Source organism: Clostridium moniliforme (genome assembly GCF_017873235.1).
Lineage (GTDB): Bacteria > Bacillota > Clostridia > Clostridiales > Clostridiaceae > Clostridium > Clostridium moniliforme.
Window position 1 is genome coordinate 275,451 of sequence record NZ_JAGGJZ010000001.1, and the last position, 17,109, is coordinate 292,559.

Here is a 17,109-nt window from a genome sequence, read left to right on the forward strand (position 1 = left end):
TTTTAATTTATTTATTATTTTATATAATTTTTTGCATAAAATAATAAAAGAACAAGATAACTTGTCCTTTTATTATTATGAAATGGATAGTAAAAACCCGCTCTAAAAAAATTTAAATAAGCATAAGGCAGTATCTAAAATTAACACTACTTTAAATCATAGCTAAATTTAATAATTTTCTACATTAAATCTTCTCTTATTATATTTAAAATATTATCTTTTAAAAATATTTTCCCAATTAATTTTTCTTCTATATTTTTAAAATCTATATTTTTTAATGTATCTGAATGTATTCTTCCTTCTTTTACTATTCCATTTTCTATATTTAAATTTACTTGAATATTTCCTATTGGTAATTTTTCTTCTAATATAACATCATATTTAGGGCTTTCTCCAAAGTTCCATAATGGATTTTTATATTTATCATAAAATTTAGGGATTTTTAAATTAACATTGTAAATATCTTTTTCTGATATTTTCCCATATATCTTTTCAAAGGCTTTTTCTAAAGAATTTTTTAAACTTTCAATTGTAATTTCATTATTTAATTCATTTAAATTAATAACTCTGCTCTTTACAGATTTTATTCCCTTTGACTTAAGTTTTAATTTAGAAGGATTAAGAACATCTCCTAATATATTAACATTTACATTAACCATTAATGTTCCATGATGAAAATAGTTTCCATCTTCATTATAAAAAGCATGACCTGAAAATTTTCTTCCATTTACTAAAAGGTCATTTCTCCCTGAAAATTCAACCTTCAATCCAAAACCTTCTACCACTAATTTTAAAACCTTCATTTGTTTTTCTAAATTTACATTTTCTTCCTTTGTTACAAATGTAAAGTTTAAATTAGCTAAATCATGAAATACTGCTCCACCACCTGAAATTCTCCTAGCTAAAAATATATTATTTTCATTCATATAATCAATATTACATTCTAAATATGGATTTTGATTTCTACCTATAACTACAGTTTTATCATTTTGCCAAAGATATAATATAGTTTCATTATTTCTTACAGTTTTTAAAAGCTCCTCTTCTAATGCTAAATTATAATATGGATTAGTTTCCTCTGATATAACAAGTCTATTCATGATAATGTATAGCTCCAATTGAAAGTCCAAGGGCTGCTTCATGAATTACTTCACCAGTTGTTGGGTGAGCAAATATTGTATCTATTATATCCTCATCTTTTATATTATTTTTTATTATTACTGTTAATGTACTTATAAGTGAAGATGCATCAACACCTATTAATGAAGCCCCTACTATTTTATTATTGTCAATATCTTTAATTATTTTTATAAATCCTCTACTTTCACCCATTGTAAGTGCCTTACCATTAGCTGAAAATGGGAATTTACTTATCTTTGTATTTATTTTATTTTCTATACATTCTCTTTCTGTTAATCCAACAGATGCAATTTCTGGCGCTGTAAATATTACATTAGGAACACAATCATATTTCATTTTCTTATCCTTTGAAAGTATGTTGTCTACTGCAACAATTCCTTGATGAGAGGCAACATGTGCAAGTTGCATTTTATTATTAACATCACCTATTGCGTAAATATTAGGAACATTAGTCTTTAATGTATCATCAACTTTTATTCCTCTTCCTCTATTATTTAATTCTATGGAAGTTTTTTCAATATCTAATCCGTCTATATTTGGTTCTCTTCCAATTGCAACTAAAACATTTTCTGAAATTAAATATTTTTCCTTTCCTTCATTTTCAAAAAATACAATTGCATCTTTATTTTCTGCTTCTTCAATTTTAGTAACCTTTGAAGATGTATATATGTTTATTCCATTATCCTTTGCTATATTTTTAATTTCTTCTGATATATCATCATCAACCATTGTAAGAAGTCTATCCATATATTCAACTACATTTACCTTTACACCAAAGTTTGAATATATAAATGCAAATTCCATTCCAATAACTCCACCACCAATTATTGTAATAGATTTTGGTAAATTTTTATTATCTAATGCAGATGTACTATTTAATACAAATGGTAAGTCTATACCTTTAATATTTATTTTAGAAATTTTAGAACCTGTAGCAACAATAATATTTTTAGCTTCTATTTTGTACTCATCTTTTCCTTTTTTTGCAACTACTGTTTTATCATCTAAAAATAATGCACTTCCCTTAATTACTCTTACATTATTTTTACTTAATAAATAATCAATTCCTGAAACTAAATTTCCTTTTATTTTATCTTTTCTATCTATAACCTTATCCATTTTAACTTTTATATTTTCTACTTCAAAACCAAACTCTTCACCTAAAAGAGCATCTTTATATACTTCAGAAGATTTTACTAAAGCTTTTGTTGGAATACATCCTACATTTAAGCATGTTCCTCCAAGTTCTCCCTTTTCTACTAACACTGTGTTTAATCCTTTTTTTGCTGCATATATAGCTGCAACATATCCTCCTGGACCTCCTCCAATAATTAAAAGGTCAGTTTTTATATCTTCTTTCTTACCTTTAATCATATTTCCAAAATAATCAACTTTTGGTTTACTATTTATTTTATTTTCTCCACTTACTACAAATAAAATATCATTAACCTTTACTTCATCACCTTCTGAAACTTTGATTTCTTCTATCTTAAAATTACCTTTTGCTTTAAAAGGACTGTTTCCCTTATTAGTTTCAAGTTGAAGCAATACATCATTAACTTTAACTTGATCTCCTACTTTAACATTTATTTTTCCAATTTTTGATGTTTTACTGTGTCCACTTATAGTCTCTAATTTTATATCCATATTTATCCCTCAATCCTTAATAAATTTATTTTAAATATTTGCAATAAAAATAGGCTACTTTAAAAGTTATTTAAATTTTAATTTTCTTAAAATTTCTAAAAATCTAAAAAAAATTAAATTATATATAACTTTTAGAGCAACCTATAAAAAATTAATTAAATTTATTCTTATTTAAAATCCTTTTCGAATTCATCAAGTGAGTCTTTTAATAAAGTAACAGAATATGCCATAGTTGGTCCACCACCAAAGGCAACAGATACCATTGCTGATTCTAATATTTCTTCTCTAGTTGCTCCAGCTTCTAATGCTTTATATGTGTGGAATACTATACAATATTCACATCTATTATAAACAGCTATAGCAACACTTATTAATTCTTTTGTTTTAGTGCTTACAGCACCTTCTGCATAATTTGTACCTAAAAGATTCATAAAAGCGTTAACACTTTCACCATTTGTTTCTCCTAAATCATTTAATCCATTCATAAAACTATTTAACATTGCTCTTACATCTTTTTTCATTAAAAAAACCTCCTAAAATATTTTTAATTTAAATACTTGCAGTATTAATACTTGTAATATTAATTCTTAGCATTACAAGTATTTGTTAATATAAAAATACCACCAAAAGATGGTATTGTCAACTTATTAACAAATGTTTTTTATCATTTTTTCTAAAACTTTTTTAAAATTATCTAATTCCTCTGATGAAATTCCTTTTGTAGCATCATCTTGAAATTCTTGTCCTAACGGTAATACTTTTTCTCTAAGCTCTTTTCCTTTAAGAGTTAAAAATATACTTGTAACTCTTCTATCATTTGTTTGTTTTTTTCTTATAACTAAATCTTCTTTTTCCATACGGTCAATTAACCTAACCATTGATGACTCTTTTACATTCATAAGGTCAGAAAGTTCTTTTTGAGAAACACCATCTGATTTTCCTATATAAAATAAGGCTATCCATTGAACTCTTGTCATGCCATATTGTTGCACTCTTTTATTAAATTCATCTGACAACTTTTTTGCTCCCTTATTTGTTATAAAACCAATGCAATCATCTATATTGAACATAGCCTCATCTCCTTTTAAAAATTTTACAATACTAAATATTATATTGCTAAAATTAATTTAATTCAATATAATTTTTAAATTTAAATTGGGAATAATTTTAATTATTCCCAACTTAAAAATGTTAAAACTTAATTTTCCAATATTTTTTCAATTCCTATAATAGCAGCTCCAAGGGCTCCACATATTTGTGGCTCTTCTGCTATAAATATTTTGCTATTTAATCTTTCCTCTAAAGCTTTTATAACACCTTTATTTTTTGCAACTCCACCTGTCATCATATACTTTTCCCTTCTTGAAACTCTCTCTACAAGACCAACTGTTTTTGTTGCTATTGATTTGTTTATTCCATGAATTATATCTTTTCTTTCTTTATTATCTGCAATTAAAGAAACAACTTCTGATTCTGCAAAAACTGAACATACACTTGTTATTGTTAAATCTTCTTTATAAGAAAGTCCTTCCTCTGACATTTGTTCTAAATCAATTTCTAATGTTTTAGCTATCATTTCTAAAAACCTTCCAGTTCCTGCTGCACATTTATCATTCATAACAAAACTTTTTACATTTCCATTTTCATCTATTCCTATTGCTTTACTATCTTGACCACCTATATCTATTATAGTTCTAACTTCTGGATTTAAAAAATGAGCTCCCTTTCCATGACAAGTTATTTCTGTTATATTTTCATCTACAAAAGGAATATTATACCTTCCATATCCTGTACCAACTATAAGAGATATATCTTCTTTTTTAAGATTTGCTTCTTCTAATGCTAGGTCAAAAGCTTTAAATGCTGAATCCATACTTTTAGCACCAGTTTTTACTATTATACTACTTAATATATTTTTATCTTTATCTAATACAACAGCATTTGTAGATGTTGAACCACTATCTATTCCCATAACATATATTTTATCTTTATTTTTAATATCTTTCATTTTTATGTTTCCTCCACCTAATTGCTCATTAAAAGCTTCTATACGTGTTTTTATTTGCCCATTACTTTGATTTGTAAGATCTGTTTCTATTTTTAGTATAGGTAAGTTTCCTCTTTGAAGACTCATATATTCATAAGAATAATGATCGCAAAACTTAATTGTATTATAAATAATTCCTTTTAAATTAGGGTCTTCTAATAAAGCTCTTCTATTTGTAATATCTTCCATTCTCATACAAGGAGTATAATTTAATATTTCACTTGCATACCAACTTATTGCTTCCTCTTTATTATTAAAATTTTTTATATTAGTTAGATAATGCTTTCTTGAGCAAGTATTATTTACTAATGGATAGCTTAAAGAATCTTCTATCTTTTGAATTAAATCCTTTGAAGCTCTTGCCCCTAGTATAGAAACATATTTATTTTCAGGTAAATTATTTGAATCTAAATATTTATATAAACTTTTATTGAATTTATCTAAATCAAACTTTTTTAATGAAAATTTTTCATATTCATCTATAAATTTTAGTATTTCATTTTTTAAAATTTCTTTTGCACAGCAATTATTTTTTCTAGGTAAATCCATCATATATACAAATTTTATTGAAGGTATTTTTTCTAAAGTATCTTTAAGCCTTCTTATTGAATCACAGCAGTTCACTAAAAATACCTTATCTATATTTTTATCAATTATAGTATCTATTAATACCTTACTATATGAACACATATTAGGATGAAGTAAAATTTCTGAATCTTTAAACCCATTAATTTCACTTTCTATAACTATTCCCTCTTCTGAAAATCCATCAAACACTGCAAATGGACTATATTTGCAAATACAAGCTATCAATTTATTTATCCCCCTTATTATCATTATCAAGCATTTCAAAAAAGGCTTCTAACCTTGTTTTATTTTGTCCCTCTTGACTATTTCTTCTATCAACTGCATCTCCATCTAAATTAAGAACTGGAATATTATTTTCTTTAAGAAGTTCCTTCAATATTAAAGCTCCTCCACTTGATTGTTTACATCCAAAATGGCAAAAATTAATAACTCCATCTGCATTAAGATTTTTTGAAAGATTTAATATATTTTCAGCACGTCTTTCATAAGGTCCATTAAAAGAATTTAGAATAAGCTTTTTAGCTATTGATTCATAAGGGTTATCTACATCTAACTTATGAAGATAGTCTCCATTCATATCTGACATTATAAGTTGATATTTTTCATTTTTATTTAAAAATCCTTTTATTGATTCACTATAAAATGGAAGTAAATGAACCCATAGAAGCCTTTTTCCTGAAATATTTTTAGGAGCATTTTTTACATCTTCTAAAAGTAATCTAAAAAATTCTAAAGTGTCTTTCCTGCCCATTCCCATATGAGTTGCAAAAACTTTAAACATTTCACAGGTTAATGTATTTGTAAAATATCTATCCTTTAAAAGATCTAAATATTTTAAATAATATTCAATAGATTTATTTTCATTTTTTATAATTTCTTTTAACTTATCTTCATCTAATTTTTTATGTACATGATCTTCAATAAAAGTTACCATTTCTTTTAATTGTACTTTTACATATTGTTCTGCATCCTTTGAATATTCATAAGGAATATCAATTACAAATTTATCTATATTATATATATCTGACAAACATCTAAATGTATTTATGTTTCCATCACAAGCTGTGGATGTTGTAATTGCAAATTTTGGTTTATTTATTATTCCAGTTAATGCACCTCCTATAAAGGTTTTATGATAAGAGCATAAGCTATCTGATATTCCAAAGCTTTCTGCCTTATCTATTAAAACATCTTCACATTGAGTTCCTGATATATATGAGGAAAATGCCTCTATAAGCTGTGGATTAATATCAAAAGCATGCAAAAATTCAGTTGGAGTAAATACATTTACAAAGGCTGAATTATCTGGATTATTCATAGGAGCTAACGTAAATTCCATACAAAGTTTAGATAAATATCTTAATGATTTTGGTAACTCTTTATCTCCTATAAATTTTAAATTAAAATGTTCAAGATTATATCCAAACTTAAGCATCTTTTTAATTTTTTCTGGATTATTAATATTTTTTTTTAAAATATCACTATAAATTTTTATAAAATCCATAATCTCTCCTTAATTTTTTAAAGTTTATTTATTAATAAATTATTATTAATATTGTTTTTTATTATACATTAATTATTGATAATATTTTTAATAATTTATATATTTAAAATTAATAAATTAAAAACTTTGTATTTAAAATGATTACATTACTTATAAAATTTGTTTATGAGTAAATAAATAAACAATATTTTATTTATTTTAATTATAGATTTATAATTATTATGTAGACAGTATGAAAGGAGCTTAAATAATGGAAAAAAATAATATTAATTCTCTGCCCTCAAGTAAGTATATAAAATTCTTATTATGTATTGCAATTGCCATTATAATTTGGCTTATTCCACATCCTATTGGCGTTTCAAGTATAGCATGGCATATGTTAGCTATATTTATAGCAACAATACTTGGATTTATTTTAAGACCATTTCCTATTGGTGCAGTTGCAATAATCGGTGTAACTTTAGCTATAATAACTCATACAATTACAATGAAAACTGCCTTTAGTGGTTTTAGTAAAAATATAATTTGGCTTGTTGTTATGGCATTCTTTATATCAAGAGGACTTTCAAAAACTGGTTTAGGTTCAAGAATAGCTTATAAGTTTATAAAACATTTTGGTAAAAAAACTTTAGGTCTTTGCTATTCAATTGTTTTTTGTGATTTAATTTTAGCCCCTGCAACTCCTAGTAACACAGCTAGAGCTGGAGGAATTATTTCACCAATTGTTACTTCACTTGCTAAAAGCTTTGGATCTGACCCTGAAAATGGAACAGAAAGAAAGATTGGATCTTTCCTTATGTTTTCAGAATTCCATGGAAATATTATAACTTCAGCAATGTTTATGACTGCAATGGCTGCAAACCCATTAGCTAAAAGTTTAGCTGCAAGTTTTGGTATACAAATAACTTGGTTTAGTTGGTTTCTAGCAGCTTTAGTTCCAGGTGTAATTTCTTTAATAGTTATACCATTTATAATATATAAATTATTTCCACCAGAAATTAAGATTACTCCTGATGCTCCCAAAATTGCAGAAGAAGCTCTTAAAAAGATGGGAAAACTTAAGAATTCTGAAAAGATAATGGCTTTGATTTTTATTCTTGTATTAGTTTTATGGATACTAGGAGGATTCTTACATATAAATACAACTCTTACAGCTTTAATTGGATTTTCTCTACTTTTAATATTTGATATATTAAATTGGGATGATGTTAAATCAGAGAAAGGTGCTTGGGATGTTCTTATTTGGTTCTCTATTCTTGTTATGATGGCAGATCAATTAAATAAGCTTGGACTAATCTCTTACCTTAGGGATATAGTAAAAGTAAATTTAACAGGTTTCCCATGGCCTATAATATTAATTATTTTAGTTGTAGTATTTTTCTATAGCCATTATATATTTGCAAGTGCTACTGCCCATGTAAGTGCTATGTATTCAGCATTTCTTGGTATAGCTTTAGCTGAAGGAGTTCCTCCAATGCTTGCAGCTATTTCACTTGCTTTATTTGCAAATCTATTTGCATCAACAACTCACTATGCAAATGGTCCTGCAACTATTCTTTACAGTTCAGGGTATGTTCCACAAAATAAATGGTGGGGATTAAACTTTATATTAGGATTATTTTATTTTATAATTTGGTTAGGTATTGGTTCCTTGTGGTGGAAACTACTTGGAATATATTAAATATAAAAGGAGTGTATAGTTTATGAGTAATTTAAAAGAACAAGATATTTTAAGAAATCCTTTTTTAAACAAAGGAACAGCATTTACAGAAGAAGAAAGAGAAAAATATAATTTAAATGGTCTTTTACCAAGTGCTGTGCAAATGATAGAGGAACAAGAAGTATTAGTTTATGAAAAAACAAAAACATTCAATAATAATTTAGATAAACATTTATTTCTTATGAACCTTTACAACACAAATAGAACATTATTTTATTATACTGTTGGAAGACATATAACAGAATTTCTTCCAATAATATATACACCAACTATAGGAGATGCAGTAATAAACTATTCAAAAACTTTTGATACACCAAAAGATGCAGTATTTTTATCTGTAGACCATCCTGAACTTATTGAATCTTCAATAAAATCTGCTTTAAAAGATCTTGATGAAATAAAATTAATAGTTGTTACAGATGGTGAAGGTGTTCTTGGTATTGGTGATTGGGGTGTACAAGGAGTTGATATTTCAATTGGTAAGCTTGCAGTTTATACTGTAGCTGCTGGAGTTAATCCAAAAAGTGTATTACCTATAGTTATAGATGCTGGTACTAATAATGAAAAGCTTCTAAATGATCCTTTCTATTTAGGAAATAAACATGAAAGAATTACAGGAGAAAAATATTATGATTTTATAGATAAATTTGTTAATATATCACTAAAACTTTTCCCTGAAGTTCTTATTCACTGGGAAGATTTTGGACGTTCTAATGCTAGAACTATATTAGAAAAATATAGAGATAAAATATGTACATTTAATGATGATATTCAAGGAACTGGAGTTATGATGGTTTCTGCTTTAAATGCTGTAGCTAAAGTTACAGGAATTCCAGTAAAAGATCATAAAATTTTAGTATTTGGTGGTGGTACTGCAGGTGTTGGAGTATCTGATCAAATATTATTTGAAAAAATGATAAGTGGCTTAAGTGAAGAAGAAGCTAAAAAAGACTTCTATTTAGTAGATAGACAAGGACTTCTTACTAAAGATATGAATGATCTTACAGAAGGACAAAAACGATATGCAAGAGAAATAGGTGAAATTAAAAAACCTTTAACTGATCTTGAAGAAATAGTTAGAGAAGTTAAACCAACTGTTATAATAGGAACTTCTGGTGTACCTGGAGCCTTTACAGAAGGAGTTGTTAAGGCAATGTCTGAAATTAATGAAAGACCTGCTATTATGCCTATTTCAAATCCAACTAAACTTTGTGAAGCAAAAGCTTCTGATATTATAAAATGGAGTAAAGGTAAAGCTTTAGTTGTAACTGGAAGCCCTTCCGATCCTGTTACATATAATGGAGTTACTTATACAATAGGTCAAGCTAATAATGCCCTACTTTATCCTGGTCTTGGTCTTGGAATAATTGTTGCAAAATCAAAGACTGTTACAGATAATATGCTATCACAAGCTGCACATGGTATTGCATCACTTCAAGATCTTTCAGAACTTGGAGCGCCAATTTTACCTCCTGTTAAAGATCTTAAGGAAGCTTCAAAATTAGTTGCAACAGCAGTTGTACGTGAAGCTGTTAAAGAAGGTATAAATAGAGCTGAAATTTCTGATCCAAAAGAAGCAGTACTTAAAGAAATCTGGGAAGCAAAATATTAATTTTTTAATTCTAATTAAATAGTAATTAAAGGAGATAAGGAATGTAAATTTACATTCTTTATCTCCTTTTAATTTTAACTGTAATTTAAATTAGTATTTTTTTATAAAAGCAAAATAGTATTTTAAAAATATATTTATAAAAACAATATGGTGTAGATTATAGTTCAAATTTTTACTTTTTGTTCATTATTTTATAACTATAATAGTGTATTCTAATATGAAAGGAGTTGTATGTATGAATATAAGAGATTTAGAATACTTTAATCATTTATGTAAAACAAAAAGTTTTACAAAGGCTGCAAAGGAACTTTATGTATCACAACCTTCTATTACTATGTCCCTTCATAGACTTGAGAAAGAATTAAATTCAAAACTTATAATAAGAGATCATTCAAAAAAACTTTTTACTCTTACAGAATCTGGTATGGTATTTGAAAAACGTGTTAAAAATATTTTATATCAAATGAATGAAGCAAAACTTGAAATTGCTAAAATACATAATGATAAAATTAAACTTGGAATTCCACCTATTATAGGTGCTTATTTCTTTCCTTTATTTATTGATGATTTAGTTAAAAATGATTTTATAAAATGTATTGAGTTTGTAGAAACAGGATCTCTTGCAATGAATAATCTTTTAAATTCAGGTAAAGTAGATATAGCTTTTATAGGTTCCTTATCACCTTTAAATGATGATAATATAGATTCAAAACTCTTAAAAAAAGATTCTTTTATGTTATGTGTAAGTAAAAATCATCACTTATCTAAAAAATTAGTAATAGATTTTAAAGACCTTAAAAATGAACAATTTATAGTTTTAGGAAACTCTTACATACATAGCAAAGTACTTAATAATCTTTTTAAAGAAAATGATATAATTCCTAAAAACATATATCATACTGATGAAATTCAAACAGCAAAATCTTTAATTGCATCAGGACTTGGTGTTGGAATTATGATTGATATGGCAGTCAAAAATATGCCTGGAATAAAAACAATACCACTAAAAAAATCTGTTCCTTTTTATATATCTTTAGCCTTAAAAAAAGATCACTATATTACAAAAAAAGAAAAAGAAATTAGAGATTTAATTATAAACAAAAAGATATAAGTTTTACTATTAAAAATGTTATAAATGAAAATAATAATCCAATAGATAAAAAGGAAATAATTATTATATTAAAAACACAAACTATAGTTACTGCCTTGCTAAAGGAAACTTTGAATATAAAAAACAAAATTCCAAGTATAACACTAAATAAAAATATAAATCCTATTCCATCTAAGGAATTTTTTAAATCTGCTTTACTTAATGACATATGAGTACTTACTGAAGTAGCTACAATCATAAATATCCAAAAATTTAAAGTTTTAATATTTTGCAATGTAAACAAAGACTCCATAATATTTTTAAATTCTAAAATAATATAATTAAGAAAATTTATAATACTAAAATCTTTACCAATTTCTAAATAGTTTTTAAAATTAATAGTTTTTATAAATTCATTAAAGCTATCTCTCATTAAAAACTTATATGCAATAATTAAAATAAAAGTTCCTATTAAAACTGGTGCAACTCCTATAAAAAAGTTTCCTATCCTTTGATAAATACTTTTTAAGTTATAAGAGTGTCTTACATATCCAAGTTCTCCTCCATTATTTATATTTAATGAAAACCATTTAACATCTGTAACTTTATGAAGAAATAACTTACACATAATAAAATGACTAAATTCATGAACTGTAGTTCCTATAATACCTGTAAAAATTATTCCACCTTTCCCAAGTCTTCCATATATTAAACTACTACTCTTTCTTTCAATATATCCTATTAATAATCCAAAAACTATTAAAGAAGCAATTATTCCTAGAGTAAATAGTATACTTAGTTTAAATATTTCAATCATATTTTTCTGCCTCCTCTTTAAACTAATTATAATTATAAACCATTATAAAAATAAAAGTTTCTTTTATTGTTTTTAAAATATTAAGATTTATTTTTTATTTTAACTAAACAATTTTCTTCTATTGCCATAATATTTTTTATTTTAATTAATCCATTTTAATTTCTATCTTATTTTTATAATATAAATATATTAATTTTGAAATTATTGAAATAATTATAACAATTAATATACAAACTACTCCACATACCATAAAAAATTCCTCTGGTAAGGCTTTAATTATTGGATCTTTCCTTTCATCAAAAATCCAATAATCATTATTAAAAAGAATTTCATGAAATTTGTTAAATACATAAGAAAAATCAAAATAAAAAGAAACTAAAAGTGAAAAGAACCCTACAATTACAAAATTAAACATATAACTTAAACTCTTAATTGGAAATTTAAATTTCTTTCTTTTATATAAAATAAACAAAATAATTCCAATTATTAAAAAAATACAAAATAATATTTCTATAGTAAATATTATTTTTTTAACCTCAAAGAAGTGATATTTTCCTTCATAACTCATAGGAAAATTTTCAAAATTAAGTTCCTTGATAAATGGATTTCTTAAGTATCTAATTATTTTAGTGTACTCATTAATTAAAACTTCTCTTTTTACTCCACTAGCACTTTCTATAGAATATTTAGTTATACAAAATTTATATATTGAAGTAGTATTTACAACAGCTATAACTGAAGTTACAAGTGAAAATAAGAAAATATATATTGAAAATAATATTTCTTTAAATTTATTTTCCATAGGCACCCCCTAATAATTAAAATTAATTTTAATATACCATATAATTTATCGCTTTACCATATTTATACAATTTTATATTGTTATTTAATATTTTGTGACACTTTATCTTTGTGTCACAGTATTTTTATACATTTATTCTATTATTTTCTTTACATAATGACAGATAATTTTTTATTAAAATTTTATTAATATAATAATATATTTTATATATTATTATTAATATTTTATATGAAAACATTATTATTTTAATATATTTTTTGTAAACATTATATGTAAACATGCACATTTTGAATTTTTAACATTTCATTTATAAATTCTTTTATGCTATTCTTACCTCGTTAATTAATTAAATTTAAGCACTTATATTTTTTTATATTTGGAGGTAACTAATGAAGAAGCTAAATTGTAAACAATTAACTAAGAAACTTATATTCTTTTTTCTTGGTGTATGGATAATTCAAACAGGTGTTGCAATATTTATAGGAACTAAAATAGGTTCTGATCCCTTTACAGTATTTACTCAAGGAATATCTAATGTTATTAATATAACTCCTGGTAAGGCAAATATGCTTATTACTTTTACTTTCCTTGTAATTATATTACTATTTTCAAGAAAATCTATAAATATAGGTACTGTTCTTGCAATGATATCTGCTGGACCTTTTATTGACTTAATGCTTAAGATTTTTGAAAATATTAACTTTGATAGTTATAATATTATAATTAAAATGTTATTTTTAGTCCTTAGTTGTGTAATTATTGCAATAGGTTTCTCATTACTTAAAGCTACTGATTTAGGAGTTGCTCCAAATGATGTTATTCCATTTATATTATCTGATAATATAAAAATACAATATCGTTTTGTTCGTATAGGATTAGATGTAACTTTTGTTGTTGTTGGTTTCTTACTTGGAGGAGTTATTGGAGTTGGTACTATAATTGCAGCTCTTCTTACAGGACCATTAATACAATTTTTTATGCCTAAATTAGAAAAAGTTGCTCATAAAATAATATATGACATTGAAGAATTAGAAGAAAAAATAGCTACTGGTGAGTTAGCTAAATAATATATAAAAAAGATGTACTTAATTTTGATTAAGTACATCTTTTTTTATATGTATTTTCATAATATTAATCTTCTTTATATCCATCTTTTAATATATTTAATATTCTTTTAAAATTATTTCTTTCATTATAATTAAAACTTATATTAAATACTTTAACTTTTCCTTCTGTTTCTATCTCTAATATAAAGTATCCACCTAAAAATCTATTTTTTGCATCTTTAAATTTTACTATATTAAATTTTGAGTTTTCAAGAATATATTCTTTTTCTTTAAAAGTTGATGCTCCTTTTATTTTTAAAACATTATCCTCTAGTTCCATTTTGTCATTCATTCCAATTGCTGTTATTTTCATATTTCTCCCCCTCATATATATAATATATATTATTTTCTATATTAAGTATAATTTATTATGTAATGTATTACAATTAATATTAATCTAAAAAACTTTATATTAAGTTCTACATAAATTAGTATTTATTTTTTATTGTGATATAATGTAAATATATTGTATTTAAGGAGGCGTATGCAAATGGTGGATTTAAGAAACCAAGTGCTATAACGATTAAATAAAATATTTTTAAAATCTTAATCTGCTTAGCACTTGATAAACCTTACTATTATCAAAAGAAAAGAGGAATTTATTATGGCAAAAGAAGCATTTAAGATATGTAAAAGAAATTCAAATGAAAGTACACATAAAATAAGAAGAAATGGACAAACTCCATGTATAATTTATGGAGAATTTTTAAAAACTCCAATTATATCAAAAATTGATAACTCTGAACTTTTCAAATTATTTAAAGAGAATACTCCAGGTTCAATAATTCCATTAGATGTTGATGGACAAATTATGAATTGTGTAATTAAAGAAATTCAAAAAGATAATTTAGGAAAAGTTATTCACCTAGATTTTCAATTTGTAAAACAAAATGAAGTTATTAAAATGAAGATTCCAGTTAAATTTATAGGAGAAGAAAATATAGAGAGCAGAAATCTAGTTTTTGAAATTTGCAATCCGACCCTTGAGTTCCATGGAAATGTAGAAAAAATACCTGAAGAAATTGAATTTGATGTTTCAAGTATGAATTTTGAAGACAAAGTTTTTGCTAAAGATATTTGTGTTCCTGAAGGGGTAGAACTTGTAACTGACCCTGATACAATTTTAGCTGTTGTTAATGCTTAATATAATAAAAATGAGATGCCAGTAAGGTATAACTATATACCTTACAAGCAACTCATTTTTTCTTTTATACTATTATAAAAATTATCAAACTCCCTGTTTCCTCTATTTATTATAAATAAATTTCTTTTACATCTTGCTATTGAAGTATATATAAGTTCATTATTTTTATTATTTTCCCTATCCAATATTAAAACTAAATTATCTATTTCCCAACCTTTAAAGCTTTCACTTTGACACATTTTTATTCCACTTCCACAAACAATAAAATTATACTTTCTTGATTTTCTTAAAAGATCTATCTTTTCTTCATTTTCTATATCAAGATAAAGCTTAGAGTACTCTTCTTTTGTTTCAAACATTCTCTCAACTTGTACATTATATAATTTCCTTGCATAATACTCCATATCCCTTAAATATTCTATATTATTTCCAACAATACAAGTATTGTTATAATCTATATTATTTTTGTAAAAATATTCTTCACTTATATCAAAGGCTTCAGAAAAGCTTATATTAGGTTTATAAATATACTCTATCTTATCATCATTAATTTCTAATCCAATTTGCTCCTCAATATGAATATAATCTAACTCATATTTATTTAAAAAAAATTCTTTTTGAAACTCCCTTAAAAGTTTTGCTATGTTAGTTGATATTCTATAAGATTTAGTTAATTCATTCCATCTTCCTTTAACATTTGTTTTTACCATTTTCTTATTATCTAAAGCTCTATTATAAATATTTTGCTTCTCATCACCAAAAAGTACATACTCTCCATTTTCTTTTAAAAATATATCTTTTAATAAGTTAAGCCACTCTCTTTTAAAATCCTGTACCTCATCTATAAATATTCCATCATACCTATCTTCTTCTATAACATTTTCTTTAAAAAAATCATAACTTTCATAATTTATAAAATTATTAAAGTCCTTTTTAATATTTCTCCCATATTCCATAGTTTTTTGATTAATAAACATATTAAAGTTTGTTATATAAAAATTTCTAAAGCAAAAATCTTCATTAATATCATTAATTTTTTCTTCTATATAATTTTTTAATGTACTGTTATAGCTTAATATTAAAATTTTCCCCTTTTCTTTAGTTCTTTTTAAAGCTCCAACTGCTCTATTAGCTAATAATATAGTTTTACCACTTCCAGCTATACCTTTTATCTTAACACTTGTATTTTCTTTACTTCTCATTAAATTTCTTTTCTTTTTTTCTAATATAATGAATTTTCCCTTTTCTTTTTTATGATACTTAAAATTAAATTTATTAAAACATTTTTCGTATAAGTCCTCACTAAATAATTTATTATACCTAAATGCCGAATTTATACTATTTATAATATCAGAATCATTTCCCCATATAATTACATCATTTATTATATTATAATTATTTCTAAACTTATATTTTATATCTTCCTCTTTTTCTTCATAAAAATAAACACATGTTTTTATTATTTTATTATATTCATTATCTAATATACTCTTTTTTAAAATGTCCTCAATGTGATAAATAGAAATATTATCTTTATAATTTATAACTTTTTCAAAAGGAGTTATAAAACATACTTCCTTTCTATCCTTTAAAATAATATGTCCATATTTGCTTTCATCATCTTTATTACTATATATATAATTATCTAGCTTTAAACTTTCAATTTCTATAATTAATACTCCTGAGTCCTTCTTTAAAATTATAATCTTTGGAATGTCTCCATTTAAATTTGGTTTGAAAAATATATTAAAATTCTCATCTAAATTATCTTTTAAATATCTTATTAAATTTATTTCTTCATTAGTAAATGGTATAAATTTCTCGATAATTTCAATACTTGGATATAACTTTCCCATACCTTCCTCCATATTTGCATATTCACTAATATATTT

At 24.6% G+C, this 17,109-nt stretch carries 15 protein-coding genes; 5 read left to right on the forward strand and 10 right to left on the reverse strand.

All coding sequences use genetic code 11. The features are described 5' to 3' along the window. Positions 1-179: 179 nt before the first annotated feature. From J2Z53_RS01355 to J2Z53_RS01380, 6 genes are all read right to left on the reverse strand, one after another. Complete coding sequence (locus tag J2Z53_RS01355) at positions 180-1,100, reverse strand: lipoate--protein ligase (RefSeq protein ID WP_209795428.1); 921 nt, start codon at positions 1,098-1,100, stop codon at positions 180-182. Then, positions 1,093-2,787 (reverse strand): dihydrolipoyl dehydrogenase, encoded by a 1,695-nt coding sequence (lpdA, locus tag J2Z53_RS01360; RefSeq protein ID WP_209795429.1) that lies wholly within the window; start codon positions 2,785-2,787, stop codon positions 1,093-1,095. Before lpdA ends, J2Z53_RS01355 begins: the two co-directional genes overlap by 8 nt. Before the next feature lie 167 nt (positions 2,788-2,954). After that, entirely contained in the window at positions 2,955-3,308 is a 354-nt protein-coding gene (locus J2Z53_RS01365; protein WP_209795430.1) for a carboxymuconolactone decarboxylase family protein, read from the reverse strand. A 126-nt stretch (positions 3,309-3,434) separates the two neighbouring features. Further along, complete coding sequence (locus tag J2Z53_RS01370; protein ID WP_209795431.1) at positions 3,435-3,857, reverse strand: MarR family winged helix-turn-helix transcriptional regulator; 423 nt, start codon at positions 3,855-3,857, stop codon at positions 3,435-3,437. Positions 3,858-3,985: 128 nt separating this feature from the next. Next, positions 3,986-5,647, reverse strand: coding sequence for an acyl-CoA dehydratase activase (locus J2Z53_RS01375; RefSeq protein WP_209795432.1), 1,662 nt, complete (start codon positions 5,645-5,647; stop codon positions 3,986-3,988). Position 5,648: 1 nt separating this feature from the next. Beyond that, the gene (locus tag J2Z53_RS01380) at positions 5,649-6,926 is read right to left on the reverse strand and encodes a 2-hydroxyacyl-CoA dehydratase subunit D (RefSeq protein ID WP_209795433.1); all 1,278 of its coding nucleotides are present in this window, start codon (positions 6,924-6,926) and stop codon (positions 5,649-5,651) included. 250 nt (positions 6,927-7,176) lie between these two features. On the opposite strand from J2Z53_RS01380, the gene J2Z53_RS01385 reads away from it, so the two are divergent. The 3 genes from J2Z53_RS01385 (at position 7,177) to J2Z53_RS01395 (ending at position 11,369) form a co-directional block, all read left to right on the forward strand. Beyond that, positions 7,177-8,607, forward strand: a complete 1,431-nt coding sequence (locus J2Z53_RS01385; protein ID WP_209795434.1) for an anion permease — start codon at positions 7,177-7,179, stop codon at positions 8,605-8,607. Between the two features lie 22 nt (positions 8,608-8,629). Continuing rightward, complete coding sequence (locus tag J2Z53_RS01390; RefSeq protein WP_209795435.1) at positions 8,630-10,258, forward strand: NAD-dependent malic enzyme; 1,629 nt, start codon at positions 8,630-8,632, stop codon at positions 10,256-10,258. A gap of 235 nt (positions 10,259-10,493) precedes the next feature. Continuing rightward, positions 10,494-11,369: a LysR family transcriptional regulator gene (locus J2Z53_RS01395; protein WP_209795436.1), complete on the forward strand. Its 876-nt coding sequence runs from the start codon at positions 10,494-10,496 to the stop codon at positions 11,367-11,369. Here the strand turns inward: J2Z53_RS01395 and J2Z53_RS01400 are convergent. Continuing rightward, complete coding sequence (locus J2Z53_RS01400) at positions 11,350-12,165, reverse strand: hypothetical protein (RefSeq protein ID WP_209795437.1); 816 nt, start codon at positions 12,163-12,165, stop codon at positions 11,350-11,352. The two genes, J2Z53_RS01395 and J2Z53_RS01400, sit on opposite strands and share 20 nt — an antisense overlap. Positions 12,166-12,310: 145 nt before the next feature. Beyond that, positions 12,311-12,967, reverse strand: coding sequence for a TIGR01906 family membrane protein (locus tag J2Z53_RS01405; RefSeq protein ID WP_209795438.1), 657 nt, complete (start codon positions 12,965-12,967; stop codon positions 12,311-12,313). 389 nt (positions 12,968-13,356) lie between these two features. Between J2Z53_RS01405 and J2Z53_RS01410 the strand changes: the two genes are divergently transcribed. After that, positions 13,357-14,034 (forward strand): YczE/YyaS/YitT family protein, encoded by a 678-nt coding sequence (locus J2Z53_RS01410; protein WP_209795439.1) that lies wholly within the window; start codon positions 13,357-13,359, stop codon positions 14,032-14,034. 64 nt (positions 14,035-14,098) lie between these two features. On the opposite strand, the gene J2Z53_RS01415 is transcribed toward J2Z53_RS01410, so the two are convergent. Continuing rightward, the gene (locus J2Z53_RS01415; RefSeq protein ID WP_209795440.1) at positions 14,099-14,386 is read right to left on the reverse strand and encodes a hypothetical protein; all 288 of its coding nucleotides are present in this window, start codon (positions 14,384-14,386) and stop codon (positions 14,099-14,101) included. 291 nt (positions 14,387-14,677) lie between these two features. On the opposite strand from J2Z53_RS01415, the gene J2Z53_RS01420 reads away from it, so the two are divergent. Beyond that, positions 14,678-15,217, forward strand: coding sequence for a 50S ribosomal protein L25 (locus J2Z53_RS01420; protein ID WP_209795441.1), 540 nt, complete (start codon positions 14,678-14,680; stop codon positions 15,215-15,217). 41 nt (positions 15,218-15,258) lie between these two features. Here J2Z53_RS01420 and J2Z53_RS01425 read toward each other — a convergent pair whose 3' ends face one another. Further along, positions 15,259-17,073 (reverse strand): AAA family ATPase, encoded by a 1,815-nt coding sequence (locus tag J2Z53_RS01425; RefSeq protein WP_209795442.1) that lies wholly within the window; start codon positions 17,071-17,073, stop codon positions 15,259-15,261. Between the last annotated feature and the right edge of the window lie 36 nt (positions 17,074-17,109).

Bases quoted from the DNA above. Each gene is read 5' to 3' on its own strand.
- J2Z53_RS01355 (WP_209795428.1), bottom strand. From the start codon at position 1,100: ATGAATAGACTTGTTATATCAGAGGAAACTAATCCATATTATAATTTA.
- lpdA (WP_209795429.1), bottom strand. From the start codon at position 2,787: ATGGATATAAAATTAGAGACTATAAGTGGACACAGTAAAACATCAAAA.
- J2Z53_RS01365 (WP_209795430.1), bottom strand. From the start codon at position 3,308: ATGAAAAAAGATGTAAGAGCAATGTTAAATAGTTTTATGAATGGATTA.
- J2Z53_RS01370 (WP_209795431.1), bottom strand. From the start codon at position 3,857: ATGTTCAATATAGATGATTGCATTGGTTTTATAACAAATAAGGGAGCA.
- J2Z53_RS01380 (WP_209795433.1), bottom strand. From the start codon at position 6,926: ATGGATTTTATAAAAATTTATAGTGATATTTTAAAAAAAAATATTAAT.
- J2Z53_RS01385 (WP_209795434.1), top strand. From the start codon at position 7,177: ATGGAAAAAAATAATATTAATTCTCTGCCCTCAAGTAAGTATATAAAA.
- J2Z53_RS01390 (WP_209795435.1), top strand. From the start codon at position 8,630: ATGAGTAATTTAAAAGAACAAGATATTTTAAGAAATCCTTTTTTAAAC.
- J2Z53_RS01395 (WP_209795436.1), top strand. From the start codon at position 10,494: ATGAATATAAGAGATTTAGAATACTTTAATCATTTATGTAAAACAAAA.
- J2Z53_RS01400 (WP_209795437.1), bottom strand. From the start codon at position 12,165: ATGATTGAAATATTTAAACTAAGTATACTATTTACTCTAGGAATAATT.
- J2Z53_RS01405 (WP_209795438.1), bottom strand. From the start codon at position 12,967: ATGGAAAATAAATTTAAAGAAATATTATTTTCAATATATATTTTCTTA.
- J2Z53_RS01410 (WP_209795439.1), top strand. From the start codon at position 13,357: ATGAAGAAGCTAAATTGTAAACAATTAACTAAGAAACTTATATTCTTT.
- J2Z53_RS01415 (WP_209795440.1), bottom strand. From the start codon at position 14,386: ATGAAAATAACAGCAATTGGAATGAATGACAAAATGGAACTAGAGGAT.
- J2Z53_RS01420 (WP_209795441.1), top strand. From the start codon at position 14,678: ATGGCAAAAGAAGCATTTAAGATATGTAAAAGAAATTCAAATGAAAGT.
- J2Z53_RS01425 (WP_209795442.1), bottom strand. From the start codon at position 17,073: ATGGGAAAGTTATATCCAAGTATTGAAATTATCGAGAAATTTATACCA.